The following is a 24,837-nucleotide window of genomic DNA, read 5'->3' on the forward strand; positions in this document are numbered from 1 at the left end:
ACTCCGGAATTGAGTACCTACAGTCAGCCTATGGCGGAATGGGCTCATTCAATGATCTCATTCTTGGTCAAAGCCATGACAATGGCGTTCTTTGCTGGAAGCCGGGCCATGTTGAGCTAAACGAAAGGTTCGACGGATTACGCAATGAAGCCGCGAAGCTCTCCGATTTCATAAAGCGAAATATATAGAGGGGCGCGGTTATCAAACTACGTTATTCAAAGGGGTCAGGCCGGCCACCGGCGCATGTCACTTTGATCAGCTCCGTAGACTCAGTATCGGGCAATCTGGTGTTTGCCTACACGGAAGTCGGGGAGCACAGAGTGCATTACACATCACATGCCGAGCTGTTGTGCATGCTCAACATCCTTTTGCGTCAGCGCGTGCCCATTGCTGTCGGAGGCATGCTCCCGGGACCTGCCGACGAAGTCGAGATGTTAATAGCGAACGAAGTACTTGAAGGCCCCTACATAGAACTGTCCTGGTCCGGCCCCCAGCAATGGACTCTGCGCGAAATCGACTCCACCACTGCTGAATGGCAGCCAGTGCCTGATGCTCAAAGTATGGCGAATGTGTCATTCGATCCGAAGTCCCTGGAACGCTCTGGCTGAATTGGCTAAGAAATTAATACAAGATCGGGCAGTTCTTCGGTACTGGCCGCAATCGCCTGCGGTCGCGACAGACAGCATTGGGTCGATGTCTGCCCTTCGCGACGGGCAGACATCGGCCATAAGCAGACTGTCAGCAATCGATTGCTAATGCTCATTGGCCGGTTCAGGCCTTTCTCGACCACAAAAAACGGCAAAAAAAGCCAATGCTTGATTATGAAGCAGTTAAATCCAGAACATTTACTAAAAGAAAATGTACATGAAGAAGCTGAGTAATGATTTCAGTGGAGCACTCCGAACGTTTGCGTACTACATGGCAAGTGGAAGCCACTACATGCTTGAAAACGTGGAGTACATCGACATTTATGGCTCTGAGCCGAGTGCAATTGAGATGGTCTTCGCGATATTCGCGAACGTCATAGAGATGGACGGTGAAGGCAACGTGCTCAATTTCACCTACGCCCAAAGGAGAGCGACTGACTACTTAAGGTCATACTGCGACCCATCTTTCAAAGTAAAACCGCCTCTTGAAGACTGGGAAACTGAGTTATATGGGCCGCCCTCACTCGGACGCTAAGACATTGTTTTAGCTCGCAGATACGAGGGCCGAATGGCAGCTATTGGCCGATTCTGTTGAAAAAGTCGGTTCGCCCAAATGGCCTGAATATTGGCCGGCGAAAACGCCTTTTTTACACGCTGCTACGTGATATCTGAGCCTGGAAGCCTCTGCCCAAAGTGAAGATTTCAATCTCAGGCGCTTACTTTTCTGCCGTGGTAACCATGGCCGACTTTTTCAACAGAATCGGCCATAAGCGGACGTTCGCACGCGACCGCCTACCGGCCAGAAACAGTCGTTCGAAAGTACGTATGTGGTATTTTTGGCGCAAGTGCCTTCGGAATAGCGGGCGCGCACGCCCCCTATCCCACTGACACACTACGTCTCGCAGCAATGCACGATTAAGGAGTCGAACGCCAGATCTATCTCCCGCTTGCATTGCTCCTTCGCAGGTAAAAACTATCAAATAAGTAACCCGTATAGGTACGTAATGACTTCATCGTTACGGCCAAGTCCATGGTAATACGCAGATCTCCAGGAGTTGGGAGATTGGGAGACGACTCGCTCATAACGCTCGTACTGCAAGATCTCTCCCTTTAAGTCGTCGATGGTCGATACCTCCGGAAAGATCTGCTTTAATTCGCTGACCATTGTTCCCCAGAGATCAACCAAGTACTCATCGATACCTGCAGGGCGAATAACGTTCTCGATATGCCAACGAACCGTTGCAAGCTCTTGGCCAGCTACATCGAATGGTATAGGCGTTATCTTAGGAGCTCTCCAGTCGGGTTCAAACTGCACACTGAGGATTCTATTTACTGCGAAATTGTCAAAGTAAGGATGAAGTGGCCTTTCACCGATGCCAGCTCCCCTGACAAGTGCATTACGCTTATTATTGCATCGATCGCAGCAGGGGACTAAATTCTTTGAAAAAAAAGAAAATTCGGAATATAAACTCTTAGGCAGATAATGATCCAAGGTACCAAGTGCATCCCGTCCGCAAACCGGACAGGCGCCTCTTAGTGAGTCCCTTAGGTCACTGATAAAACTCAACACCACAGGTGGGGTACTGTATAAAGACTTCAACTGCTCTTTAACAGGAAGGAAGCCTGTGTCAGGCAATACAGCCCAAGGATCACCAGAGCTAAGTTCGTAAGCCGAATAGCGCAGCGCGATAGCATCGAAATACGGGGCAGCCTGTTGTGCTGCTGAACTTGGAGAAAGTCTCAAAGCGTCTAGCAAAAGTAAGTCTTGGGTGATGGGGCAATCAATCTTGCGCAATTTTCGCTCCCATTTTCAACCGAAGCGTCATCAAAGCAGGCACGCTCAACTCCGATGCATAACGCTCCAGCGCCTCTTCGAAAGAGTGGCTATGAAACTCCGCCCGATCAAGCAGTTCATCGTACAAATGACTGGGTAGATCATCACCAAAAACTTCATTTGAAATTGTCGAAATACTAGCGCCGAGCGTCTGCACCAACGGTTTTTTGATGATGCTCTCGCCGTCCTCAACATCCATTACATGAACGTGCGCACTTTGCACTTCTCGTACGACGAAAGGAGAGTGTGTTGCAATAATGGCTATGGAACGAGTTCCCTCAAGTATTCGGTTGAGAGTACGCATAAACCTTGAGATCAAATTGGGATGCAGGAAGTTTTCTGGCTCATCAATAACCAGTACTGAAGCAGGCCCTGCATTCGATAAGGCTGTAAGCACAAAGCGAAGAAAGGAACTTTGCCCCAGACTAAGTTTTCGGCGCACTCCATAGGAGTCAAAAAACTCTAACGGATAACTAGTAACAACTTTTCCTGATTTTTCTAAAATCTCTTGTTCATTCCCACTCGACCAAACGTCAAAAGGCACATAATCAACTTTTGGTCGAGGCCCATCATGCTCAACTCGTACCGGCACCCGCATTTCAAAATCGGGAAACTCGTCTTTTAAAATTTCAGAAAAATGAGTTAACAATGGCCCATTACTATCATGACCACGTGCCACATCAACCAATAGAACGGCCATCGACTCACTATTAGCTTTGCGAGGTGTGCCAGGATTGAAAGTAAAGACTCGCGCTCGCGCTGCCCCTTCTTTTGAACTCGGGGTGAAATCTCTTACCGAGGAGGTATGAATAAATACAACCACCTGATTTAAGTCGGGCTTATTAACTACCGTCGCCAAGCGGCTATGCGCATCTATTAAAGCCCTTGATATCTTAGCAAGGCTAGATGTTTTTCCGCAGCCGTTTTTACCAATTAGAACAGCAATCCTTCCTCGGAGAAGGTTAGCCTCTTCAAATTTGAAATCAAACTTGTATTTCGGCCCGCCACCTTTCAGCTCAACTTTGAAAGGTCGTTGCGAGTCACTGCTTTCCTCCTGGAGTCCACTTAACATCCTTGCTCCACGACGATAAGCAAAAAAGGCCTCACTGGATCTAATCATTGCTAATGAAAAGATGGGGTCAGCAAAAAATTCCGACCAGTTTCTTGAGGCATTAGTGCTGACAGCCATGTCATGCAATGCCCTTAGAAGTTCCGCCCCCCGCTCTACTCCAATAGCGCGTCTAACTAGACTATATGACTTCGCATCTACAAATAAACATTTAAAAGGTAAGGCGATTTCCTCAGCAGGCAATGGGCGCACATTCTCCCCTAGCAAACCAGAAATAAATTTATGCAGATCTTTCTGTCCCTTTATCGCGCATAGACCATCAAAAATAAAAACCTTCCCGTCGGTGGTTCTTAATCCCAACCTGCAAGATACTGCATATCCAAATTCATCAACCCTCATCTTTTTCGGAAGAATGAATGCATCCCCGTCACTTGAGTGAATTAAATCCTCATCTATTAAAAAATAAACCTTATACTTCCTGGTGGCGTTTGTTAGTTTTTTAACCATGCTGGGGCCTCTAATTTGTTAACTGCTACACACTTAGTACAACTTCGAATACTCTTGCCATCGGCTTGTCGACAAAGGTATGCATTGTCCGATACTTACCTCAATTTGTGTGGAGATGCGCGCACAGGGGAGCTGAGGCCAGGTTGACAATTAACATGCGCCACCCACGCTGTCAAAAACGTACCCACATCATCTGCCAAGCTCTGAATTACCCTAGTTACATAGACTCTGGTCCGACCGCTGTGGTTCGTTAGCGGCCGCTTGCCAGCGTCTGCTTCGGGTCGGCTCTTGCCGTTCTCAAAGGCAACAGGATTCGACCAAACAAGTCAGCCAGCGACCAAAAAACCGAGGACGACTCAGGCTGCGTATTGGCGCATTGCTCTCACAAAAAACATGGAGCCGTGATATACAGTCAAGGGAGAAGCGCTATTTCAGTAATTGAGCAGCTTGATTAGTGAAACAAATGCAAAGACTGCCCCTAGCGTTGAGATCCAGAGAATCAAGGCACGTCGACGCGACTGTTTTATGTACTCGCAGTCACGCTTGAAGTCAGTGTCGTTCTGCAAAATTCGATCTCTATCGCTATTCGAGAGTAGGTCATCATAGCGCGTTTTGAACGACTGATAGATTGCCTTGAACCGATCAAATTCAGCCTCGGATTCCCTGTAGGCATAGAAAAGAGTACTTAATGAGAGCAGGAGGAACATTAGAAAAATATAATAAATACCATTCGTAAACGTTCCTTCCGAAGCAGTTTTGGATATGGAGCGAATTATGAATGTCGTAACAATGAAGGAGTAGACAGTAAAGACCGATGTCCTAAGGTAGCCGCCGATGGTTTTCACCATTTCGCTGGCCTTTTCTGATTGTTTTTGTATTTGGTCGGATAACTTATTCTTTATATCAATGTACTGCTTAACGTTCTCTTTCAGGTAAATACTGTGATTTGAAACCATTGCTTGCAGAGCGCCACTACGCATGTCACGGAAATCAGATTTTTCAATATGGATGGACAATAAATTTTTGGCAATACCTAGTTTGTCGGTCACGCCGCCTTCACTGTAGGCCCATAGGTAGATTTCGTAATAGGTCGCCGCTATTTGAGCGTCAGACATGCCGGCCAGCTTGATGCTGCTTGTGATGTGCCGGTAGCCCTTAACTGTTGCCGTTAACTCCTGATCGCTCAGGCTGCTAACGTCAGCTATGAAAATGATAGCGAAAGCGAACTTAAGTGTATTAAACAGGTTACTAATCCCCGCATGGGGAAGAGGCGAACTAAAATCAAAGTCTTGGGGGATGAAGGGAAAGGATTTGCTATCGTAAAACAAACACGCCTTGTCGCGGGCGGCCAGGAGTTTACTCTTATCCGCAGATTCAGGATGTGTGGTACTTGTGGGTAGGACACTGGTCGCGCGGAATACAAACAGGCCGCACCGTGCGTAACCGGAGATGCTAGACGACTCGAGAATATAGGCGACTTGAGCCAGGGATCTGAGCTTGGCTGCTGCTTGACCCAGCCCCCCCGCCCGCCAATATTCCTCTATGTGATATAGCGAGTAGATTGAGGCCGTTTGCGAAACAAAGCCTTTGGTAATGGAGACGGTCAAAATCCCCGATGGTGCATCATCACCCTCAACGTGCAGGATCAGCATCCGGCAGAACGTGTTTAGCTGATCCTCGTGACGGCTCGTCAGCACCAGGGACTGATCACTACCAGCGTAAGTAAATTGAACAGAAAAACCATCCCGAACATGTACGCTATTCAAGGACCCGGCTAGTGCGACGCGGTCTATATCAAAGTGGGAAATTCGAAACTTTTCACTCACCGTTGTATTGGTTTCTTCGGTCTCTAGATGAACAATCGTCCGGGCCAAGGCATTGGCAATTTCCGGGAAGATCATTTCAGTTATCTCGTTTTTTGAAGGCTTCGTAACCTTCACTAGAGTAAATTTTCAGGTATTTGCGGCCATCGTCGTCTCCGGTGGCAAACATTTTTTCGTAGTTTTCGATTTCACCGTTTATTCGAAGATCAAGGTTCTCTGCAAGGCGAATCTGCCGCTTTATTTTGTTACTGATTATATGGGGAGCAATGGCAAAGTGCGAGTCGAACTCATTCTTCTTCGGTAGTAGCTTAGCTTCCTGTGTCAGCTTGGGCATATCCAAGCTTTCATCCGCGCAAGGATATTCCCCCATAATCTCGTCGATCATTTGATCAAAAAGACAATTAGGGCGGGTGGTGAAATAACTTACAAAAGCGTTGCGCAATGTCCAATAATCACTGGGCGATTTTTTTTCAATCTTGGCCTTCAGAAAGCCTTCAATAGCTTTAAATGCTTTAAAGGTGTTTAGTTCTGGATCGGATAGCGCCTTGAGATTGAGAAAGCCGCTCCACCAGTATTCGGTCAATGCATTGTTGCTATCGCTGATGACCACTATGTTATCAATATTACCGTCCACTACGGAAAACGTGGCACACTTTTGCGCTCGCTGCTTTTCTGGAAGGCCGGAGGTGTGCTGAAAGTTCACCTCATCTAGGAAACCCGCATGATCAATTTTCACGAGCATTACATGCTCGGTTTCGGCAAGTTTAAAATGCGCACAAAGCAGGCTTCCTGTGCGTAACTCTTTTTTCAGGGCGACAATTTTCTTCTGCGCAGTAATTTCACAGTCGAGTAGCCGCTCCGTCAAGCTTAACGCCGAGGCTTTGAAATCAGCGGACGTTAGTCGTGCTACATCCTCTCTGGAGTCAAAGCCCTCATCGCAAAACTGAAAGCGCTGGCTTCTCGAGATACTGACCACGCTGCGGATTACACCTGTGAGGTAAGCCTTAATATCAGCTTCGTTGGTCCGATAAAACGGATCGCCGAGTATTTGGCCTTTACAATCGACCTTTTGAACCACCGCATTAAATATTGTGAGGGGCGCTGGTGGTACTTCCTCTACCTGTTCTGCGCCGATGAGTTCGGCCAATGCATCGGCATCTGGTTCGGCTTTGAGTTGGTCCATCATGCACTCCCTCGCACTGCTAGCAAAACGCTATCTTAACGTGCATCCGCTTGCATATCACTGCAAATATAGCAGCTTTCACCAGCCCTGTTTATTTATACAGATGTGTGGCGAAAGAGCTTTGAACGGCCTCAGTTTCGTAGACACTTCTCGCTGGCCGCTTATGGCCTGCTGCCCCGAGCGAAGGGCCATAATAGATCGAAAACGGACATTTACGAATGGCTGCTTATGGCCGAAAGCGGCCGTTCACGAACGACTACCTTCGGCCAAAAGTAGCCCTGATGGCGGGCTATAATTCTCTGATGCTCAGAATAAACGGGGGATGACAGCGGGGTGGAAAAATAGGCTGTAAGTCGACGCTGCCTCATAACACCACCTTCGCCACGGTAGAGAAGCCATCGGGCTTTCTACTTCAGGCGAACGAAAGACCATTCAACGCTACAGGTGAGAATTGGCGGTATGTGCTTCTCCCTTAATAATACTGGCCTACGGCGAGCAAGCTCTCGAGACACGTCTAATCATAACCCCTATCCTCCGAGCTTGACCGGTTGAGGAAGGAGCTCTCGGCTGAAGAGGGATTGCGACGGCGAAAAGTCCGTATCCCAGGCGAACGCAGTGGCGCTCGAACAATCTCGGTCGGTACCCAGGTGACGGTTAGCGGCGAAAGAGCCACTGCAATGGCGAACGCATTCAGTCCCCCTGTGCCGATAACATCAGAGCAGATAGCCCTTTTTTCGCCATTGAAGGTACATGCGGCAAGATTATCAAAGAGCATCCGAGTGCGAGCTTTATCTGACTGTTGTAAAGGTGGCCTGGACTGAGCCTGCAAGAGAGATTGGAAATCTGCTCCATCACTCGTTGCCCGCATCCTGGGTTCTGATGTTGGCCAGTCGGATGGTGCTGGCGGTACTGCAGAAATACCGGTCATCGGCATGCCTCATATCACGCTTGGTGTCATGAATCTCGCCAGTGTTCCTGGCGTGACAGTTCCGTTCTTTGCTTCATCAGATCCCGCTGAACCAGTTGTAGCCCTGGTCTTCCCAATACCCGCCCGGGTTGTCGTTGCTGACGAAAATCTCGACAACATGCTTGGGGTTTTTGAATCCCAGTTTGGTGGGGACCCGAACCCTCAGCGGATAGCCGTACTCGGGCGGCAGCGCCACGTCAGCGTAATCCAGTGCCAACAGCGTCTGCGGGTGCAAGGCAGTCGGCATGTCCAGACTGGAGTAGTAACGATCGGCACATTTGAAACCGACAAATTTCGCTGTGGTGTCGGCGCCGATGTGTTCCAGGAAGGTTTTCAGCGGTACACCTCCCCATTGACCGATCGCGCTCCAGCCCTCAACACAGATCAGCCGAGTGATATCGCTGCGTTGCGGCAGCTTGCGCAAGCTTTCGAGTGTCCACGGCGCCTTGTCCCTGATCCGGCCGGAGACGGCGAGCGAGTAACTGGTCAGGTCTACTTCAGGGATATCGTCCTGACCATAGAAAGCGTTGAACGGAAACGGCTTGGTGATCTGCGCGCGGGCGAAGGTCGGCGCCAGTTTCCGTCCACTGAACAGCCACGCCTGGACCCGGTCGTTCCAACGCGACATGGCCCAAAGCACTTTGTCGACCTGATCGCCGTCCTGCAGGTTGCAACCGGTCAGCATCGACATCGCGCCAACCGTCAGGCCGGCCCGAAGAAAATGCCGGCGCTGAATGTTTTCCAGTTCAAGCTGTTGCGCAGGTTCAATCCTGACGCGCTGACGCGTTGTTATTTTAAATTCAGTCATGACCCATTTTTCTCGTTATTAGGCGTCCGCACTCCACCCGTGATCATTGGCACCAGGGTTTTTGGTACCAGAATCACCAAGACCAGGTGAATCACTACAAACGCTGCAATCATCGCCATGGCCGCAAAATGTACGTAACGAGCAACGTCATAGCCGCCCAGTAACGCGACCAGCTCTTGAAGTTGAACCGGTTTCCAGATCGCTACACCCGAGATCACGATCAGTACACCTGCCGCCAGCACGATCCAGTACATCAGGCGCTGTACTGCGTTATAGACACCCTTTTCATGCACCAGCCGAAAGCGCAAGGCATCGGTCAGATCATGCTTCAATGCGGCAATGCCGATGGGCAGCAGCTCACGTTTGAAATGACGACTGGCCAACCCGTACAGCACATAGATTGCGCCGTTGATCAGCAGCAGCCACATGAACGCAAAATGCCAGGCAAGTGCCCCGCCCAGCCAACCGCCCACGGTCAATGACACCGGAAACCTGAAACTGAACAGTGGCGAGGCGTTGTAGATAGCCCAACCGCTCATGAACATGCAGACCATGCAGGCCGCATTGAGCCAATGGGTGAGGCGAACCGGCCAGGGATGCAGTTTCTTCTGTCTCACGTGGTTCCCCTTGCAAGCCTTCCGTGTAGCGGAGCGTTGCCAGACGGCAACGCTCAAGCTTTCTCAGATGATTACATCGGTGGCTGGAAGCCATCCTTGCCGACTGCAATGCCGCGTGCGGTGCCATCTGCAGCGGGGAACACGACGATTTTCGTTCCTTTGACCAGCTCATCGGCTTTGCCTGGCTCGACGTAGGCGATAGGCACGTCATCCGGCACGACGATTTGTTTCTCGCCGCCCTGGTAGTTGACGGTCAACGTGCGGCCGTCGGTTTTGGACAGTTTGCCAACGGTGCCGTTGGTCATGGTGCCAGTGCTGCCGTCTGCGTTCTGCCAACCGTAATGACCTTCGCCGCTGCCCTTGAGCCTGGCGTCGAATACCGTGACCTCAAGCGCCTTCAAGGTTCCGTTGGCCTGCGGGATGGCCGCCGAGCCGATGAAGCTGTCGGATTTGATCGAGTCGATATTGGCCTTCGATACCCGGCTGATACCGGTCTTGTCAGTCAGTCCGATCGTCTGCTGGGCGCCAGAGCGGACAGTGAAGGTCAGCGTGTTATTGCTGACGCTTTCCACCGTACCGCGCAGTGGTTTGATGACCGGCATGTCGGCGGCGGTGGCAATGACGGCAGCGCTGAGCATCACCAAACCGAACGTGGTAGACAGGGCGTTTTTGAGTTGCATGGCGACGATTCCTCATGGGTTGATGTGTCGCCATCCTCGACCGCAGACCGGGACGTCACGATGACCGTCGAATGACATTTTTGTCATTCGCCAACCCTGACCATGTATGACAGAAATGTAACCGACTGCGCCCGCTCATCCCGTTACACTGCACAGCCGAGATACCGATGTCGCGGACTTAACCCCGTCATGAAGAAACCCGAGCGCGCCTGACGATGCATATCCTGTTGATCGAAGATGACACCAAAACAGGTGAGTACCTGAAAAAGGGGCTCGGTGAGTCCGGTTACAACGTCGACTGGACCCAGCATGGCGCTGACGGCCTGCACATGGCCTTGCATACGACCTATGACCTGATCGTGCTGGACGTGATGTTGCCCGGGATTGACGGGTTTCAGATCATCGAGCTGTTGCGCGCCAGACAAGACGTACCCGTGCTGTTCCTTACCGCGCGCGACCAGTTGCAAGACCGCATTCGCGGTCTGGAACTGGGCGCCGATGATTACCTGATCAAACCTTTTTCGTTTACCGAACTGCTGTTGCGCATCCGCACTATTCTGCGCCGCGGTGTCGTGCGCGAAGCCGACCATTTCCACCTTGCCGATCTCGAACTGGATCTGGTCCGGCGCCGCGTGACCCGCCAACAACAGGTGATCGTGCTGACCAACAAGGAGTTCGCCCTGCTCCATCTGTTTCTCCGTCGAGCCGGCGATGTGTTGTCCAGGACACAAATCGCTTCGGAAGTCTGGGACATGAATTTCGACAGCGATACCAACGTGGTGGACGTCGCTGTCAAGCGCCTGCGCAACAAGGTCGACCAGCCCTACCCGATCAAGCTGATCCATACCATTCGCGGTATCGGCTATGTCTGCGAGGTGAGGCCATGCGGTCCCGACGCCAACCCTCGCTGACGCTGCGATCGACCGTGGCGTTTGCCATGGTCGCGATGCTGGCCGTGGCCGGCGCGGGCTTCTATCTGTATCAGACGATGAAGGCCTCGGTATTGGTCTACAGCGATCACGCGGTGATGGGCCGTCTGGAGCATTTTCGCAAGCTCCTGCATTACGAACTCGCCATCGAAAAGCTGCGCGACAGCCCGCAGATTTTCAAGAACATGCTCGACAGCGAAGACGACATCTTCATCATTGAAGAGCCGGGGCAGCCACCGGTCATCCAGGTCAATCCACTCAACGTCACGTTGCCTGAACTGCCGGTGATCGGCCAGGACACAAAGCTGAGCGTCAGTGATCTGCGCAGCGGCGTGACCGACTCGGGAACAAGGCTGCGCGCCGCCTCCGTAGTCACGACGTCGGGTGGCCGTGTAGTCCGATTGACGGCCGCCCACCTTATGGGCAAGGAAATGGCGATGCTTGCAGCGTATCGCGAGCGCATCTACCTGGCCGTGGCCCTTGCCTTTCTGGCAACCGCGTTGCTGGGTTATCTGTTATTGCGTCGCGGGCTGCGTCCGCTGCGCAAAATGGCCGCCCATGCCGCAGCCATAACGCCTGAGCGTCTGCACAGCCGTATGGACAGCGCCGATACGCCGGTTGAATTGCAACAGCTGAGTGACGCCTATAACGCGATGCTTGATCGTCTTGCTCAGGGTTATCAGCGACTGACGCAATTTTCCGCCGACCTTGCCCATGAAATCCGCACGCCGGTCGGGTCGTTGATGGGACATTGTCAGGTTGCCCTTCGCCAACGCCGTAGCGAGGACGAATATCAGGCGCTGATCGCTTCGAACCTTGAAGAACTCGAACGGATCTCGCGCATCGTCGAAAGCATTCTATTTCTGGCGCGCGCCGATGAAGCGCAAGCCGTAGTGGAGCGCCAGCAACTGTCGCTGCATGACGAATCACAGCGCATCGCTGAGTATTTTGAGGGTTTGGCTGAAGAGCGGCGAATGAGCTTCCAAATAACGGGCGATGGTATCGTGCTCGCTGACCCCTTGCTGCTGCGCAGAGCGTTGAGCAACCTGGTGGCGAACGCTGTTCGCTACGCTTACGAGGGCACCGAGATTCTGATACGGGTATTGGAAACCCACGGAGGTGCCCGGATTGAGGTGGAGAACCAAGGGCCGGTGCTGGGCGACGAAACCCTGGGCAAACTCTTCGACCGCTTTTACCGTGGCGATGCGTCTCGGCACCAGAATTCCGACTCCTACGGGCTTGGCCTCGCCATTGTCGTGGCCATCATGCAACTGCATGACGGCCACGTGGGTGTCGAACAGCCAAGGGCCGGGACTATTCGTTTTTCGCTGTCGTTCCCTTGAGCTGCTCGAACGGTGCAAACTGTTCTTCGCCCGCTGCGGGTACCCAATCTTTTAACGGCGTCAGGAAATGCATTTCAAAACGACGTGACAGGAACGCCCACTTTCCGTCCCGACGTTCAAACCTGTCGTGGTAAAGACCGCTGACTTGCACCGGGCCTTTTTCAATGTCATGAAACAGGCAATCCGCAGCTACCGTGCCCACTGCGCTGTCACCCTCGATTTCAATAAGCGGGTTGGCCATCCAGTGGTGCATATGGGGCATCTGGCGCCAGCTGTTTTGCGCCATCGCCAGGATTTCGTCACGGTTTCCAGCCTGGCCAAAACCCGGTAGATCCAGTGTCGACTCTTCGTGCCAGATTGAGCTAAGAAGCGAGGCGTCGATGCGGTCGAAAGCATTGGCGTAGGCGCTGATCAGCGACTCGATGGCGGCGCGACTTTCCAGGGCGTCCAGTCGGGCTGTCAGTTGTTCATTGTTCATGATGAGGTTTCCTGCAGGGGCTGCGCATAAGCGAGGAAGGCAGCCCTGCGCGAGGGCTGCGCTACGGTTGAGCACGTGGTCAGATCTGCGACAGGCCGCCGTCGACCATCAACTCCACACCGTTGACATATTTCGCATCGGCAGACGCAAGAAACAGCGCCGACGAGGCGATTTCCTCAGGCTCGGCCATGTACCCCAATGGCGTGATCTGCTCGACGTGCTGACGCAGCGCGGCGACGTCGGTTTCGCTCATCTTCAAGCCGTTATCCATCAGCGGTGTGCGGGTGAAGCCAGGGCTCAGGACATTCGCTCTGATCTTGCGACCTTTGAGTTCGTTGGCCCACGTCCTGGCAAAGGAACGTACCGCGGCTTTGGAGGCGTTGTAGAGGCTCAGTCCTTCCATGCCATTGCTGGAACAGATAGAGGCCGTCAGCACGATCGAAGCGCCATTTTTCAACAATGGCATCAACGTCTGTACAGTAAAAAAGACTCCCTTTACGTTGATGTCGAACATGTTGAAATAGGCGGCCTCGGTGGTCTCGCCCAGCGGGTTCTTTTCACAAATACCCGCATTGGCAAACACTGAGTCCAGTTGATCGCCGTTCGCCTCAATCGTCGCCTTGAGCTCGTCCAGATCAACCTGGCGCGCGACATCGGAAATGACCGCGACCGCCCTGTCGCCAAGCTTGGCCACCGCAGCCTCCAGCGTGGCTGCAGAACGCCCGGTGATGTAAACGCGCCTGGCGCCCTCGGCAATCAAACCCTGTGCAATCGCAAATCCGATCCCGGTGGACGCGCCGGTGACGACTGCGACCTGATCAGCGAATTTACCTGACATAACTGACTCCTCGATTTCGGTTGTGTGGCTCGACTGGAACCACAGTGCGGCCATTTTGCGAGGAGGCAGGGGCGCAGCGGCACTGCCATAAATGAACATTGGCCGTTCATTTATGTGAGGCGTCAGCCAGGGTTTGATCGTTTAGATTGAAGTCAGCTTATTCAAAGCATGACTCGCAATCGAAAATATTCTGGAGCCGAAGGGTTTCAGAAAGGAGACCTTATGCCTGAGAAAATAGTAGCCCTTCCGGAACAGCGGCGCTGGCTGATGTTCGCCATCCTGTTGGTCGGTGCATTCTTGCCGCCGCTGGATTTCTTCATCGTGAACGTAGCGCTGCCTTCGATTCAGCAATCGCTGGGCACGGCCTCCTCTGCCGAACAGTTGATCATCTCTTCTTACGCGGCGCTGTATGCCGTGACACTGATCACCGGCGGAAGGCTTGGCGACATCTTTGGCCGCATGAGAATGTTCTTCGTTGGCCTGATTGGCTTTGCCGTCGCCTCACTGATCTGCGGTGTCGCCGAGTCACCCTGGGTGTTGATCGCCGGACGCTCGCTGCAAGGCGTGACGGCCGCTGTCATGGCGCCGCAGGCACTCGCTTCAGTGCAGGCGATATTCCCTGAGTCGGAAAAACCCTTGGCGTTGAGCCTGTACGGTGCGGTGTTTGGTTTGGCGTCGGTAGTCGGCCAGGCACTTGGCGGGATTCTGATCTCGCTCAACCTGATGAACCTGGGCTGGCGGTCGATATTTCTGGTGAATCTACCGATTGCGTTGCTGGTCATTCTGATCGCCATCCCCGTGGTCAAGGAAACCCGCGCACCCCAGACCAGCAAGCTGGATCTGGGTGGAACGCTGTTGTCGATGGTGACGCTTGCGGCGCTGATCGTTCCACTGATCGAGGGACGTGAAGCGGGCTGGCCGTGGTGGGCCTGGCTGTCGCTGGCGGCGGTGCCACTGCTGGCCTGGCTGTTCTGGCGCTACGAAGCCCGCTTGTATCAAGCGCAAGGCGCGCCGTTGCTGAACCCTGCTGCACTGCGTGCGCCCGGGCTGGGCCGGGCATTGCTGGTGGCGCTGACTTTTTACGCGATCGGCGTGTTCTTCCTGCTGTTTTCCATCTATTTACAGGGAGCGCTGCATACGAGCCCGCTCAGTGCAGGTCTGGTCTTTCTGCCATTCGGCGCTGGTTTCTTGCTGGGGCCGCTCGCCACCCATCTATTCCGGCGTTTGCTGGGGTCTTATGTGAATCCCTTCGGAATGGCACTCGAAGTGCTGGGGTTCGTGCTATTGGCCTGGCTCGTGGCGCACACGCCAACCGCCGTCACGCCCTCTGCGCTGTCCCTTGCCGTGATTCTCTTTCTGATCGGTTTCGGACAAGGACTGGCCCTTCCGACATTGATGCGCATGATCACTGGACGCGTGGCACCGGCGTATTCCGGCATGATTGCGGGCATCACCAGTTCCACACTGCAAATCAGCACGGCACTGAGCGTAGCGATCATCGGTGGCATTTTTTACACGCTTCTGGGCAAGGACACGGACGCGGCGGCCATCACCCACGCCTTCACCGTCGCCATACTGTGCATCGCTGCGTGTCTGGTGGTAGGCGCAGGACTGAGTCTGAGTCTGGCGCGCCAATCTGCTGCAGAGCTGCAAACGGCGGCCATGCAGCCGGCAGAGTGAATCAACCGCCTGCCTGAGTGCCAATCATGACGGAGGCCAGGTCGGCAAGCGCGCGCAGACTGTCCATCTGGCGCATGTCCTGGTGGTAGCCCATCCAAATGTCGCGGCCTGGTGGCGGTTCATCTGAATCGATCAGACGCAGCGCCGTCAACTGGTCGCCCAAAGCGCGGGGCAATACCGCGACGCCCTGCCCCTGCGCACACATTTGCGCCTGGACTGTGCGGCTGCTACTGGTAAACACGGTACGCGCCAGAGGGTAACGCTGCTGCAGCCACTGCACATCGGGATAATGAGACTGGGCAACACTCATGGTGATCAGACCCAGCCCGGCGCCCTGTGGCTCAGGGTCAGCAGATCCAACGGCTGCGTATAACCCGTAAGTCAGGGAGATCAGCTTGCGGTGCACGATATCGGGTTCGGTGAACGGAACGATTCGAAACGCGATGTCGGCGTCGCGGCGAGCCAGATCAAACAATCGATGCCCGGCAATGACCTCGGGCACGATCAATGGATAACGCCGGCCCAGTTCACTCAGCACCGGGGCCAGCACATAACAGGCGAACCAGTCAGCGCAGGAAATGCGCAGCACACCTTCGGGCTGTGCGCTGTCCCCCGCGAGGCGCCTTTCGATGGCCAACGCACTTTGCTCCATTTCCTGCGCGAGGCTGAGGAGCTTCTCGCCGCTGTCGGTCAACACGAGACCTTGGTTGGTACGCAGGAAAACGGGTTGGCCACTGAACTGTTCCAGCACCTGCAAGCGCCGCCCCACGGTCGGATGGCTGACCCCCAACAGCTTGGCGGCAGCCCCTAATGACCCGCTGCGGGCAATCGCGAGAAAGACCCGCACATCACTCCAGTCCATGCTCCGCCCCCGTACAAAAATGAACAGTGAGAGTGCAGCAATGGCAGTGCCGTAGCAATCCCGTGCCCGACATACTTGTCTGCATTCACCGTCGTCGAATACCAACCGGAGACTGCAAATGAAGATTGGTTTTATCGGAGTGGGATGCATGGGCAGAGCCATCATTCCACTGCTCGTCCGCGCTGGCCATCACGTCTCGGCATGGAACCGCAGTCAGGCGGCGATCAAGGATCTCGAAGGCATCAGCGTTATCGAAACGCCGGCCTCGGCGTTCCAGCAAGAGGTAGTCATCACTCTTCTGGCCGATGATGCCGCCGTCAGGCAAGTGCTGCTCTCCAGCGCTGTTCTGGAAACTGCAGACAAAGCTTGCGTGCATGTCGTGATGTCGACCTTGTCGCCTTCGCTGATGTTGGAGTTGCAGCGCGAACATGAAGCCGTCGGCATGCCATTGATCGCGGCGCCGGTCTTCGGCGTGCCCGCCGTGGCGGCCAAGGGCGAGTTGAATATCCTGGCGGCCGGATCGCAGGCCGCTGTCTCGACCGTCCAACCGCTGTTCGACCTGCTCGGGAAAAAAACCTGGTATCTGGGCGACCAACCTGAACAGGCCTGTATCGCGAAAATCGCCGGCAACATGATGATCACCCAAGCCATCCAGTCGCTGGGCGAAGCCAGCGGACTCGTTCAACGCCACGGACTGAGCCCTTCGATTTTCATCAAGCTCATGACCCAGACCCTGTTCGCCTGCCCCAGTTATCAACGTTATGGGCAGAACATCGTCAGCAGCAATTTTGAACCGGGATTCAAACTGTCGCTTGGCCTCAAGGATATGAATCTGGCGATCGATGCGGGTCGTCTCAAGGGGCTGGAGTTGCCAGCGGCGGATGCCGTGCGATTGAAAATGACGTCGGCGGTAGCCAGGGGAGATGGCGACAAGGACTGGTCGGTTTTTGCTCAGCAGACGAATCATTGAGAAGCTCTTTCGAACACCTGTCACGAGGTCATTCATGGAAAACTCCGACATCGCGCGTCAACTCTCAACATTCAGGAAAACCATCGACAATATCGACGCCGCCCTCATCCACCTGCTCGCGGAACGGTTTCGCTGTACCGATGAGGTCGGATTGCTCAAGGCCCGATATCAGTTGCCTGCGGTAGACGAGGCCAGAGAGCAGCAGCAATACCAGCGTCTGGCAGCACTTGCTCAGGAGGCCGAGCTGGATACGGCCATCGTGCAGAGGCTGATGCAGTTGGTCATTGGCGAAGTGGTCGAGCGCCACAGGCAGATCGCCGCCAGGCATGCCCCGGCACCCGCCAATAACCCTGACCCTCGGGCCTGACCCCGGCGCCACTTATCGAATCAATCAGACAAACGAGCAGAACCGCATGAAATGGCCAACGATCGAGCAAATTCGCAGCTTCACCGATTTACCCTATGGCTACAGTTGGGATTACCTGAAACGTGAGGAGATCAATGTCGCGACAGATTTTTTCCGGACATGGTTTCCCTCCATTTCGGTGGGGTTGGCAAGCCCGTTTCTGGACCAGCAGTTCTACGCAGACAACGTGGTGCTCGAAGACGATCCGGATCGAGGCATATTCGCTACCGTCGTCCGCCAGAACGATGAGATTGTCGCTATCGCCACGTGGGAAAAAATTGACGGTGCTGACGTTATTTTCGGGCGGGTCGGCGCGGTAGCCAAACCGCACAGACAAGCCAGACTGGCCGTTGCGGCCCAGGACCTGGGAGAAAAAATCGGCACGTTCATGGGCGCGGGGCTGATCTATGGCATGGCAACAACCCGCACGCCGTATATGCAACAAGCACTGGAGCAAGCCGGTTACAAAGCGGTAGGGATAATGCCTGGCTTGGACCGGGAAGAAACAGCACCTGGAATCGTGCGCAGGGTTTACGAAGTCATCTACGTAAAACGGCTCGCACCACACGCCGACTTTCTCATTCCTGCCGGTCATAACCTTACCCCTACAGTCGCGCGACTTTACGCAGATATATTTCAAAGTGATGACGACACGAACTGACGAGCCAGCCTAGCAGCGAACCAACCATCGAAATGCTTCTGATCAGTAACGCTACCGGCTCGCGCCTTTTGCATCGATCGAGGTAGCCACATTAGGTAATGAGTTCAAAAAGACTCAGCAGCGGCTAAAAGCACCTGTGGGGTTGATTAATAGATGAGAAGTGAACTGAGTGGACGCGGCTCTGGCCCCTGAGTTAGCTTTCGTAACCGTTCTAACTTGGGGCTCCGCAATCATGACTGACCGTCAGATCATTGTTCCAGATGGCATGAGATTGATCTACGAGCGCGCGGGTTATGCACCAGCAGTAAAGGTAGGAAAAACTCTCTACTGCGCGGGTCAGGTAGGCAGGACGCCGGAATTATCCGTCATTGAAGAACCTGAGCAGCAGTTTTTAGCTGCATGGGACAATCTCCGGATCGTCTTGGAGGCAGGTGGCTGTAAATTTGAAGATGTCGTAGAAATGACAACTTACCACGTCGACATGCACCGTCACATGCCAATTTTCAGACGCGTAAAGGATAAAGTATTTCCGAGAAGCACTTGTGCATGGACCTGCATTGGTGTCAGTGAATTAGCTCGACCTGGCCTTCTCGTGGAGATCAAGTGCGTCGCAGTAGAGCGATAACCCTCTGACAAGAACCTGCATATCCAGGTCTTAAAATGGGTGACTACGCATGCGGTGGTAGATTCAAAATTACACTTGCCTGCTGCATCGGTAGGCGCGTGATAACACTTTACGCCGACGGCTAATACTGACTGGAAGCAGGCGCCAATCAATTCCGATGCGAGCAGAAAAATACCTATCAGCGGATATCCTTAGCACTCGCTAAACGCAAATCCAAAGTCATCGCTTGACACTTGTGCCGCTTCGTTAAGTCGTTGGCGCAGCGCAGCCGTTAGCTGCCTCTCCACCACCCACGGATCCGACAGCGCGGCGAGTTGTGGCGCCAATTGCGGCGACAGGCTCATTAGCGAATGATTAAGCGATCGCGCCGTTTCAAAAGCGGCTTTCTGCACAAAGCTGATTTCCACCAGCTCCCCCTGCGCCTTGCGAAACTCCATCTCAGCCATCCGCGCCAAGTAGTGCTCGCGATGTGCACGCGCTTTCTGAAAGTCCGGGGACTGCCCTTGCGCGGGATCAACGGGCGGCGGCGCAGCCATGTTGGTCGGTTCGGATTGTGTAGCGACGTGGCTGTACACATTACGCTGAAGCCGCTCCTGTTGGTGGCGAGCAGCGACGGCAGCCTTGCTCGGGTCAGCGGTATCGCGGATCAATGCTTCGGTGGCCAGAACGTCGACCTGCTTGCCATTGGGGACAGGACCAGTCGACCGTTTTCCTTCAGCCAGGTGATGTAACTCGGTGAGCGGCCGATGTGTGCGGCGAAGGCGCTCTTGGATAGGTACGTGGCTGCGGTCATACCAGCATGCCGATCAACCATTAAGAGATGCTTTGGACCTGTTCTATCTAACAGGTCAGAGGGTCGCTGACACATTGAAGATGGATGAGCGCGACATAAAGGACGGAAAGCTCTCCGTCCAGCAAGGCAAAACTGGGGCTAAACGAAGGATCGAAATCATTGGTGAGCTCAAAGTCGTAATAGATCGAATCATGGCGCGAAAGACCGGACAGAAAATCAGATCAACACGCCTGGTAGTAATCGACTCTGGGCAGCCGATGACGACCAGCATGCTCAGAAAAAGGTTCGATGACGCCAGGGAAGCAGCCGGGATTCCAAAAGCAGAATTTCAGATGCGCGACCTACGAGCAAAAGCGGCCACGGATAAAGAGGAGTCAACAGGGAACATCAGAGAAGCTCGAGACCAACTTGGGCACACCACCGTAGGGATGACAGAACAGTACATCCGTATGCGGAAGGGCATGAAGGTCACCCCTACGAGGTGACTAACGGTCACGAATTGCGGAAAAGATTTTTTGATTGCGGAAAAAAGAACTAAGGGCTTGCATGAGGTATGTCATGCAAGCCCTTGATATTCATGGTGCCCGAAGCCGGAATCGAACCGGCACGCCCTTACGAGCGGGGGATTTTAAGTCCCATGCGTCTACCAGTTTCGCCATTCGGGCGGTAGCGCGGTGTTGCTTTGCTCAGCCTTGCGGTTGCGATCCTGACAGGATGGCCGCTTGAAAAGCCGAGCGGGGAATATATACATCACGTCCCGGTGAAGCAAGTTTGGAGTGCGCGATTTGAGAACTAAATATCGCTGACCGAGGAAAATCAAAAAGCCTCAGAAATCAGGGAGCTACGGAGTTTGCTTGAAGTAGACGCCGAGGTTACTGGCAAATCGCAGCAACCCGACTGGAAATTGAGACGATAAACTCAAAAGATTCAGACGCTCACCATCACCTTAGCTGCACGGGTGACAGATGTTTCATCGATTGAGATTATGAGCAGGCAACCCAGGACTGGACGGGATGTCTACGCTAAAGGATGGCGCCGAAATCAATAATCAAAGGGTAATCAGCACGCCCCCCCCCTTCAACCACGATCACGCCTCACAGAACGTCACCAGAGCAGTGCTCAGGGATGTACAAGCAATCAGGAGATTTGATTCCATGCAAATGAGTGACACCGTTCTAAAAGCGTCTTTAAGCCAAGAGGAGCGCTCGGCGATCGCCGAGATCGAAGCAACCACCAATATCCTGCAACTTGTCACCCGTCTGACCGGTACACGCTTTGCCGGCATCGCAAAATTCACTGAAACAGAGTGGATCGTTTGTTCGGCGTACGATCCGATTGAACTGGGAATAAATGTCGGCGATACGCTGGATCTGGAAACCACCCTTTGCAGTGAGTTTCGACGAAATCCGCAAGCCCTCTTCCTTCCACAAATCAGCCAGGATGGACGACTTTCGTCACGTCCTGTGGTGAAGCAATATTCGATTGAAAGCTACGCAGGCGCGCCTGTTTTCCTGCCGGACGGGAGACTCTGGGGTGCCTTATGTGCTCTGGACTCAAGGGCTGTTCTGTTTGACAACCCCGATCTTGCAGAGACATTGACGCTGTTCGCGCGGCTCATTGGCTGCATCTTTTTCTCGAATCTCACGGTGGAAGGTGCCAGCCACATCCAGACCGGATCGTGCTTGACTGATTGACCCTCCGCAAACAGGTGAGCACCACATTTTTCTGCAGACAACAAAAAACCCCGTAGATCATTGATCTACGGGGTTTTTGATAGTGGAGGCCGAGGTCGGAATCGAACCGGCGTAGGTGGATTTGCAATCCACTGCATAACCATTTTGCTACTCGGCCTCAAAGCATTCGCTGTCAGTAGCACAACAACAAACACTGTACAAATTGGAGCGGGAAACGAGACTCGAACTCGCGACCCCGACCTTGGCAAGGTCGTGCTCTACCAACTGAGCTATTCCCGCTTGGTGTGGCGCATTCTATAGAATTAAGATGCCCCGTCAACCCCTTGATTCAAAAAACTTTTATTTCTTTTCGACATCGGTCTTCAGGTGCGGCCAGGCGGCGCGAAGGTATTGAACCATCGACCATAGGGTCAGCCCTGCCGACACGATCAACAATGTGTAACCAAGCACGACCCAGAAGCTGAGAGCCTTTGGATGGGCCAGCAGAATCACCAATGCGAGCATCTGCGCAGCGGTTTTCCATTTGCCCAGATTGGAAACAGCCACCTGTGCCCGGGCGCCGAGTTCGGCCATCCATTCGCGCAGGGCCGAAATCACGATCTCGCGACCGATGATGACCGCCGCTGGCAGCGTGAGCCAAAGATTGCCGTGTTCCTGCACCAGCAGGACCAAGGCAACAGCGACCATGAGCTTGTCGGCGACCGGATCGAGAAACGCCCCGAACGGAGTGCTCTGCTCCAGTCGGCGCGCCAGGTAACCATCGAGCCAGTCAGTTGCGGCCGCAAAGGCAAACACCGAGGCGGAGGCCATGTAACTCCATTGGTAAGGCAGATAGAACAGCAAAATGAAGATCGGGATGAGCAGGACGCGTAGAACGGTAATCAGATTAGGGATATTCATCGGCACAACTGGCTACGAGGTGAAGGGGCATTCTACTCACTATGCAGGTTCGCATAAATCGACTCAGCGAGCTTTTTACTGATCCCCGGGGCTTTGGCGATCTCTTCGATGCTTGCACGAGACAGCTCCTGCAATCCACCAAAATGTTTCAACAGGTCACGGCGGCGTGTCGGCCCTACCCCTGCCACGCCTTCCAGCGTTGAGGTTCGGCGGGTTTTGCCGCGACGAGCGCGATGACCCGTAATTGCGAAGCGGTGCGCCTCATCGCGGATCTGCTGAATCAGGTGCAAGGCGGGTGAATCGCCGCGCAAGGTGAACTCGTGGGCCGCATCATTCAGATACAACGTTTCGAAACCGGCCTTGCGCGTGGCGCCCTTGGCGACGCCTAACAGGATCAGATCCGGTACGGCCAGTTCGTTGAGCACATCGCGGGCCATCGACAATTGGCCTTTGCCACCGTCGACCAGCAGGATGTCCGGCAACTTGCCCTCGCCGTCCTTGAGTTTGCTGAAGCGGCGAGTCAACGCCTGGTGCATGGCCGCGTAGTCGTCGCCGGCGGTGACGCCTTCGATGTTGTAGCGGCGGTAATCCGACTTGATCGCGCCTTCCGGCCCGAACACCACGCAAGAGGCCACCGTGGCTTCGCCGCTGGAATGACTGATGTCATAGCATTCCAGGCGTTGCGGCGGTTCATCCAGATTCAGCACTTCGGCCAGCGCGTCGAATCGCGCGGCGGTGTGCTGACGGTTGGCGAGACGCGCGCCCAACGCTTGCTCAGCGTTGGTCACGGCCAGTTGCTGCCAGCGCGCACGGGTACCGCGCACCCGATGGCTGATAGCCAACTCACGGCCGCGCAATGTGTGAATCCCTTCGATCAACGCCGGGAAGTCTTCGTGAACCACGTTGACGATCAGTTCGCTCGGCAGATCGCGTTCGGGGCTGCTGATGTAGTATTGGCCGAGGAACGCTGCCATGACCTCGGAAACGTCTTCCTCGATGCCCACCTGCGGGAAGAAATTCTTGCTGCCCAGCACTCGGCCACCGCGCACGCTGATCAAGTGAACACAGGCGCCGCCGGGATTGACGAATGCGGCAATAACGTCGATATCGCCGGTTCCGCCTTCCATGCTTTGCTGGTCCTGCACCCGACGCAGCAAGGCAATCTGGTCGCGCAATTCGGCCGCGCGTTCGAATTCGAGATTGATCGCTGCCTCTTCCATCGCGGTGGACAGCTCGTTAGTCAGCGCGTGGCTGCGACCTTCGAGGAACATCACCGAGTGGCGCACGTCTTCGGCGTAGACGTCAGGCTCGACCAAACCCACGCATGGTGCCTTGCAGCGTTTGATCTGGTATTGCAGGCATGGACGAGTGCGATTCTTGTAATAACTGTCTTCGCACTGACGGACGAAAAAGGTTTTTTGCAGGATGCTCAGGCTTTCACGAATGGCCCCGGCACTCGGATACGGCCCGAAATACTTGCCCTTGGCCTTTTTGGCGCCGCGATGGATGCTCAGGCGCGGAAACTGCCCGTCGGAGAGGAACACGTACGGATAGGACTTATCGTCGCGCAGCAGGATGTTGTACGGCGGGCGCCACTCCTTGATCAGCGTTTGCTCAAGCAGCAGCGCTTCGGTTTCGTTGGCGGTGATGGTCGTCTCGACCTGAGCGATACGCCCGACCAATGCAGCCGTTTTCGGCGCCAGCCCGGTCTTGCGAAAGTAGCTCGCCAGACGTTTCTTCAGGTTTTTCGCTTTGCCCACGTACAGCAGGCGCGCTTCGCTGTCGAACATGCGATAGACGCCGGGCCGACCGCTGACGGTCGACAGGAAAGCACTGGAATCGAATGTCTCGGTCATGGTCAGGCGCTGGCATCCACCATGCCGTGACGCACCGCGAGCAGGGTCAACTCAACGTCGCTGCTGATCGAAAGTTTCTCGAAAATGCGGTAGCGGTAGGTGTTCACGGTTTTCGGCGACAGGCACAACTTGTCGGAAATGATCTGGACCTTCTGGCAGCCTACAATCATCAAGGCAATCTGGATTTCCCGCTCGGACAACGCGTCGAATGGCGAATCATTGGTTGGCTGGAATGATTTGATCGCCAACTGCTGAGCGATCTGCGGACTGATGTAACGCTGCCCGGCGAAAACCAGCCGAATGGCCTGGACCATTTCCGGCAGGCCCGCGCCCTTGGTCAGGTAACCGGCGGCGCCGGCCTGCAGCAAACGCGTCGGGAAAGGGTCTTCCTCGCACACCGTAACGGCAACCACCTTGATATCCGGATGGCTGCGCAGCAGTTTGCGTGTGGCTTCGAGGCCGCCGATGCCGGGCATCTTGACGTCCATGAGCACTACGTCAGGCTTCAACTCACGGGCTTTGATCAGGGACTCTTCACCTGACTCGGCCTGACCCACCACCTGCAGGCCATCGATATCGGCCAGCATCCGTGTAATGCCTGTACGAACGAGATCATGGTCGTCGACCACTAGCACCCTAATCAAGCAGACACCTCGCGATATGGTCT

The 24,837-nt window shown here is 54.3% G+C and carries 24 protein-coding genes, 3 tRNA genes and 2 pseudogenes; 12 read left to right on the forward strand and 17 right to left on the reverse strand.

Translation table 11 applies throughout. The annotated features are described in order from the left end of the window. Window positions 1-8: 8 nt before the first annotated feature. The 3 genes from ND528_RS28570 to ND528_RS27295 all read left to right on the forward strand — a co-directional run bounded on the left by ND528_RS28570 (window position 9) and on the right by ND528_RS27295 (window position 1,182). Complete coding sequence (locus ND528_RS28570; RefSeq protein WP_408005069.1) at window positions 9-188, forward strand: DUF6966 domain-containing protein; 180 nt, start codon at window positions 9-11, stop codon at window positions 186-188. A 132-nt stretch (window positions 189-320) separates the two neighbouring features. Next, the gene (locus ND528_RS27290) at window positions 321-608 is read left to right on the forward strand and encodes a hypothetical protein (RefSeq protein WP_252879947.1); all 288 of its coding nucleotides are present in this window, start codon (window positions 321-323) and stop codon (window positions 606-608) included. Window positions 609-864: 256 nt separating this feature from the next. Beyond that, the gene (locus ND528_RS27295; RefSeq protein ID WP_034154003.1) at window positions 865-1,182 is read left to right on the forward strand and encodes a DUF7677 family protein; all 318 of its coding nucleotides are present in this window, start codon (window positions 865-867) and stop codon (window positions 1,180-1,182) included. Between the two features lie 441 nt (window positions 1,183-1,623). On the opposite strand, the gene ND528_RS27300 is transcribed toward ND528_RS27295, so the two are convergent. The 7 genes from ND528_RS27300 to ND528_RS27330 form a co-directional block, all read right to left on the reverse strand. Then, a complete protein-coding gene (locus ND528_RS27300) occupies window positions 1,624-2,442 on the reverse strand; it encodes an HNH endonuclease (protein WP_263471672.1) in 819 nt (272 codons plus the stop codon). Then, window positions 2,429-4,057, reverse strand: coding sequence for an ATP-dependent nuclease (locus tag ND528_RS27305; RefSeq protein WP_263471673.1), 1,629 nt, complete (start codon window positions 4,055-4,057; stop codon window positions 2,429-2,431). Before ND528_RS27305 ends, ND528_RS27300 begins: the two co-directional genes overlap by 14 nt. A 431-nt stretch (window positions 4,058-4,488) precedes the next feature. Then, window positions 4,489-5,958, reverse strand: a complete 1,470-nt coding sequence (locus ND528_RS27310; RefSeq protein WP_263471674.1) for a hypothetical protein — start codon at window positions 5,956-5,958, stop codon at window positions 4,489-4,491. 1 nt (window position 5,959) lies between these two features. Further along, the gene (locus ND528_RS27315; protein ID WP_263471675.1) at window positions 5,960-7,063 is read right to left on the reverse strand and encodes a nucleoid-associated protein; all 1,104 of its coding nucleotides are present in this window, start codon (window positions 7,061-7,063) and stop codon (window positions 5,960-5,962) included. Window positions 7,064-8,067: 1,004 nt separating this feature from the next. Next, a complete protein-coding gene (locus tag ND528_RS27320; protein WP_039760272.1) occupies window positions 8,068-8,838 on the reverse strand; it encodes a molybdopterin-dependent oxidoreductase in 771 nt (256 codons plus the stop codon). Further along, entirely contained in the window at window positions 8,835-9,455 is a 621-nt protein-coding gene (locus tag ND528_RS27325) for a cytochrome b/b6 domain-containing protein (RefSeq protein ID WP_110599401.1), read from the reverse strand. Before ND528_RS27325 ends, ND528_RS27320 begins: the two co-directional genes overlap by 4 nt. 71 nt (window positions 9,456-9,526) lie before the next feature. Beyond that, entirely contained in the window at window positions 9,527-10,135 is a 609-nt protein-coding gene (locus tag ND528_RS27330; RefSeq protein ID WP_042609816.1) for a hypothetical protein, read from the reverse strand. A gap of 215 nt (window positions 10,136-10,350) precedes the next feature. Here ND528_RS27330 and ND528_RS27335 point away from each other — a divergent pair, with 215 nt between their 5' ends. Then, on the forward strand, window positions 10,351-11,046 hold the full coding sequence (locus tag ND528_RS27335; RefSeq protein WP_039760267.1) for a heavy metal response regulator transcription factor: 696 nt from the start codon (window positions 10,351-10,353) through the stop codon (window positions 11,044-11,046). Next, window positions 11,019-12,407 (forward strand): heavy metal sensor histidine kinase, encoded by a 1,389-nt coding sequence (locus ND528_RS27340; RefSeq protein WP_039760264.1) that lies wholly within the window; start codon window positions 11,019-11,021, stop codon window positions 12,405-12,407. Before ND528_RS27335 ends, ND528_RS27340 begins: the two co-directional genes overlap by 28 nt. Here the strand turns inward: ND528_RS27340 and ND528_RS27345 are convergent. Together ND528_RS27345 and ND528_RS27350 are read right to left on the reverse strand one after the other, a co-directional pair. Further along, window positions 12,379-12,885: a nuclear transport factor 2 family protein gene (locus tag ND528_RS27345; protein ID WP_042609814.1), complete on the reverse strand. Its 507-nt coding sequence runs from the start codon at window positions 12,883-12,885 to the stop codon at window positions 12,379-12,381. The two genes, ND528_RS27340 and ND528_RS27345, sit on opposite strands and share 29 nt — an antisense overlap. Before the next feature lie 79 nt (window positions 12,886-12,964). Further along, on the reverse strand, window positions 12,965-13,723 hold the full coding sequence (locus ND528_RS27350; protein WP_263471676.1) for an SDR family oxidoreductase: 759 nt from the start codon (window positions 13,721-13,723) through the stop codon (window positions 12,965-12,967). A gap of 168 nt (window positions 13,724-13,891) precedes the next feature. Between ND528_RS27350 and ND528_RS27355 the strand changes: the two genes are divergently transcribed. Beyond that, window positions 13,892-15,403 carry an MFS transporter gene (locus tag ND528_RS27355; protein WP_223631549.1) on the forward strand — a complete coding sequence of 504 codons (1,512 nt, stop codon included), beginning with the start codon at window positions 13,892-13,894 and terminating at the stop codon, window positions 15,401-15,403. A 1-nt stretch (window position 15,404) separates the two neighbouring features. Here ND528_RS27355 and ND528_RS27360 read toward each other — a convergent pair whose 3' ends face one another. Further along, window positions 15,405-16,265: a LysR family transcriptional regulator gene (locus ND528_RS27360; protein ID WP_122704478.1), complete on the reverse strand. Its 861-nt coding sequence runs from the start codon at window positions 16,263-16,265 to the stop codon at window positions 15,405-15,407. A 148-nt stretch (window positions 16,266-16,413) separates the two neighbouring features. Here ND528_RS27360 and ND528_RS27365 point away from each other — a divergent pair, with 148 nt between their 5' ends. The 4 genes from ND528_RS27365 (at window position 16,414) to ND528_RS27380 (ending at window position 18,927) form a co-directional block, all read left to right on the forward strand. Further along, on the forward strand, window positions 16,414-17,235 hold the full coding sequence (locus ND528_RS27365; RefSeq protein ID WP_241669481.1) for an NAD(P)-dependent oxidoreductase: 822 nt from the start codon (window positions 16,414-16,416) through the stop codon (window positions 17,233-17,235). 34 nt (window positions 17,236-17,269) lie between these two features. Beyond that, window positions 17,270-17,602, forward strand: a complete 333-nt coding sequence (locus ND528_RS27370) for a chorismate mutase (RefSeq protein WP_042609810.1) — start codon at window positions 17,270-17,272, stop codon at window positions 17,600-17,602. A gap of 46 nt (window positions 17,603-17,648) precedes the next feature. Continuing rightward, window positions 17,649-18,302 carry a hypothetical protein gene (locus ND528_RS27375; protein ID WP_263471677.1) on the forward strand — a complete coding sequence of 218 codons (654 nt, stop codon included), beginning with the start codon at window positions 17,649-17,651 and terminating at the stop codon, window positions 18,300-18,302. 232 nt (window positions 18,303-18,534) lie between these two features. After that, the gene (locus tag ND528_RS27380; RefSeq protein ID WP_009049394.1) at window positions 18,535-18,927 is read left to right on the forward strand and encodes a RidA family protein; all 393 of its coding nucleotides are present in this window, start codon (window positions 18,535-18,537) and stop codon (window positions 18,925-18,927) included. Window positions 18,928-19,118: 191 nt separating this feature from the next. On the opposite strand, the pseudogene ND528_RS27385 reads toward ND528_RS27380, so the two are convergent. Further along, window positions 19,119-19,720 (reverse strand): annotated as a pseudogene (locus ND528_RS27385) (terminase small subunit). Here ND528_RS27385 and ND528_RS27390 point away from each other — a divergent pair. Next, window positions 19,720-20,205, forward strand: a pseudogene (locus ND528_RS27390) (tyrosine-type recombinase/integrase); the annotation flags it as partial. The pseudogenes ND528_RS27385 and ND528_RS27390 overlap by 1 nt on opposite strands. Window positions 20,206-20,298: 93 nt before the next feature. On the opposite strand, the gene ND528_RS27395 reads toward ND528_RS27390, so the two are convergent. After that, a tRNA-Leu gene (locus ND528_RS27395) sits at window positions 20,299-20,385 on the reverse strand. A 495-nt stretch (window positions 20,386-20,880) separates the two neighbouring features. Between ND528_RS27395 and ND528_RS27400 the strand changes: the two genes are divergently transcribed. Further along, window positions 20,881-21,414, forward strand: a complete 534-nt coding sequence (locus ND528_RS27400; protein ID WP_163012213.1) for a GAF domain-containing protein — start codon at window positions 20,881-20,883, stop codon at window positions 21,412-21,414. An 83-nt stretch (window positions 21,415-21,497) separates the two neighbouring features. On the opposite strand, the gene ND528_RS27405 is transcribed toward ND528_RS27400, so the two are convergent. The 5 genes from ND528_RS27405 to gacA all read right to left on the reverse strand — a co-directional run bounded on the left by ND528_RS27405 (window position 21,498) and on the right by gacA (window position 24,814). Next, window positions 21,498-21,571 (reverse strand) — tRNA-Cys (locus tag ND528_RS27405). A 46-nt stretch (window positions 21,572-21,617) separates the two neighbouring features. Then, a tRNA-Gly gene (locus ND528_RS27410) sits at window positions 21,618-21,693 on the reverse strand. Window positions 21,694-21,753: 60 nt separating this feature from the next. Next, entirely contained in the window at window positions 21,754-22,314 is a 561-nt protein-coding gene (gene pgsA / locus ND528_RS27415; protein WP_041478738.1) for a CDP-diacylglycerol--glycerol-3-phosphate 3-phosphatidyltransferase, read from the reverse strand. 32 nt (window positions 22,315-22,346) lie between these two features. Further along, window positions 22,347-24,170 carry an excinuclease ABC subunit UvrC gene (gene uvrC, locus ND528_RS27420; RefSeq protein ID WP_024012762.1) on the reverse strand — a complete coding sequence of 608 codons (1,824 nt, stop codon included), beginning with the start codon at window positions 24,168-24,170 and terminating at the stop codon, window positions 22,347-22,349. A gap of 2 nt (window positions 24,171-24,172) precedes the next feature. Beyond that, window positions 24,173-24,814: a response regulator transcription factor GacA gene (gene gacA, locus ND528_RS27425; RefSeq protein ID WP_024012761.1), complete on the reverse strand. Its 642-nt coding sequence runs from the start codon at window positions 24,812-24,814 to the stop codon at window positions 24,173-24,175. Window positions 24,815-24,837: the final 23 nt, after the last annotated feature.

The organism is Pseudomonas mercuritolerans (assembly GCF_025706525.1).
Classification (GTDB): domain Bacteria; phylum Pseudomonadota; class Gammaproteobacteria; order Pseudomonadales; family Pseudomonadaceae; genus Aquipseudomonas; species Aquipseudomonas mercuritolerans.

What these genes read in the sequence shown, in the direction of transcription:
- ND528_RS27355 (WP_223631549.1), top strand. Translation starts at nt 13,892, where the DNA reads ATGACTCGCAATCGAAAATATTCTGGAGCCGAAGGGTTTCAGAAAGGA.
- ND528_RS27375 (WP_263471677.1), top strand. Translation starts at nt 17,649, where the DNA reads ATGAAATGGCCAACGATCGAGCAAATTCGCAGCTTCACCGATTTACCC.
- ND528_RS27340 (WP_039760264.1), top strand. Translation starts at nt 11,019, where the DNA reads ATGCGGTCCCGACGCCAACCCTCGCTGACGCTGCGATCGACCGTGGCG.
- ND528_RS27350 (WP_263471676.1), bottom strand. Translation starts at nt 13,723, where the DNA reads ATGTCAGGTAAATTCGCTGATCAGGTCGCAGTCGTCACCGGCGCGTCC.
- ND528_RS27335 (WP_039760267.1), top strand. Translation starts at nt 10,351, where the DNA reads ATGCATATCCTGTTGATCGAAGATGACACCAAAACAGGTGAGTACCTG.
- ND528_RS27330 (WP_042609816.1), bottom strand. Translation starts at nt 10,135, where the DNA reads ATGCAACTCAAAAACGCCCTGTCTACCACGTTCGGTTTGGTGATGCTC.
- ND528_RS27360 (WP_122704478.1), bottom strand. Translation starts at nt 16,265, where the DNA reads ATGGACTGGAGTGATGTGCGGGTCTTTCTCGCGATTGCCCGCAGCGGG.
- ND528_RS27295 (WP_034154003.1), top strand. Translation starts at nt 865, where the DNA reads ATGAAGAAGCTGAGTAATGATTTCAGTGGAGCACTCCGAACGTTTGCG.
- pgsA (WP_041478738.1), bottom strand. Translation starts at nt 22,314, where the DNA reads ATGAATATCCCTAATCTGATTACCGTTCTACGCGTCCTGCTCATCCCG.
- ND528_RS27365 (WP_241669481.1), top strand. Translation starts at nt 16,414, where the DNA reads ATGGGCAGAGCCATCATTCCACTGCTCGTCCGCGCTGGCCATCACGTC.
- ND528_RS27370 (WP_042609810.1), top strand. Translation starts at nt 17,270, where the DNA reads ATGGAAAACTCCGACATCGCGCGTCAACTCTCAACATTCAGGAAAACC.
- ND528_RS27315 (WP_263471675.1), bottom strand. Translation starts at nt 7,063, where the DNA reads ATGGACCAACTCAAAGCCGAACCAGATGCCGATGCATTGGCCGAACTC.
- ND528_RS27305 (WP_263471673.1), bottom strand. Translation starts at nt 4,057, where the DNA reads ATGGTTAAAAAACTAACAAACGCCACCAGGAAGTATAAGGTTTATTTT.
- ND528_RS27380 (WP_009049394.1), top strand. Translation starts at nt 18,535, where the DNA reads ATGACTGACCGTCAGATCATTGTTCCAGATGGCATGAGATTGATCTAC.
- uvrC (WP_024012762.1), bottom strand. Translation starts at nt 24,170, where the DNA reads ATGACCGAGACATTCGATTCCAGTGCTTTCCTGTCGACCGTCAGCGGT.
- ND528_RS27320 (WP_039760272.1), bottom strand. Translation starts at nt 8,838, where the DNA reads ATGACTGAATTTAAAATAACAACGCGTCAGCGCGTCAGGATTGAACCT.
- ND528_RS27345 (WP_042609814.1), bottom strand. Translation starts at nt 12,885, where the DNA reads ATGAACAATGAACAACTGACAGCCCGACTGGACGCCCTGGAAAGTCGC.
- ND528_RS27400 (WP_163012213.1), top strand. Translation starts at nt 20,881, where the DNA reads ATGAGTGACACCGTTCTAAAAGCGTCTTTAAGCCAAGAGGAGCGCTCG.
- ND528_RS27310 (WP_263471674.1), bottom strand. Translation starts at nt 5,958, where the DNA reads ATGATCTTCCCGGAAATTGCCAATGCCTTGGCCCGGACGATTGTTCAT.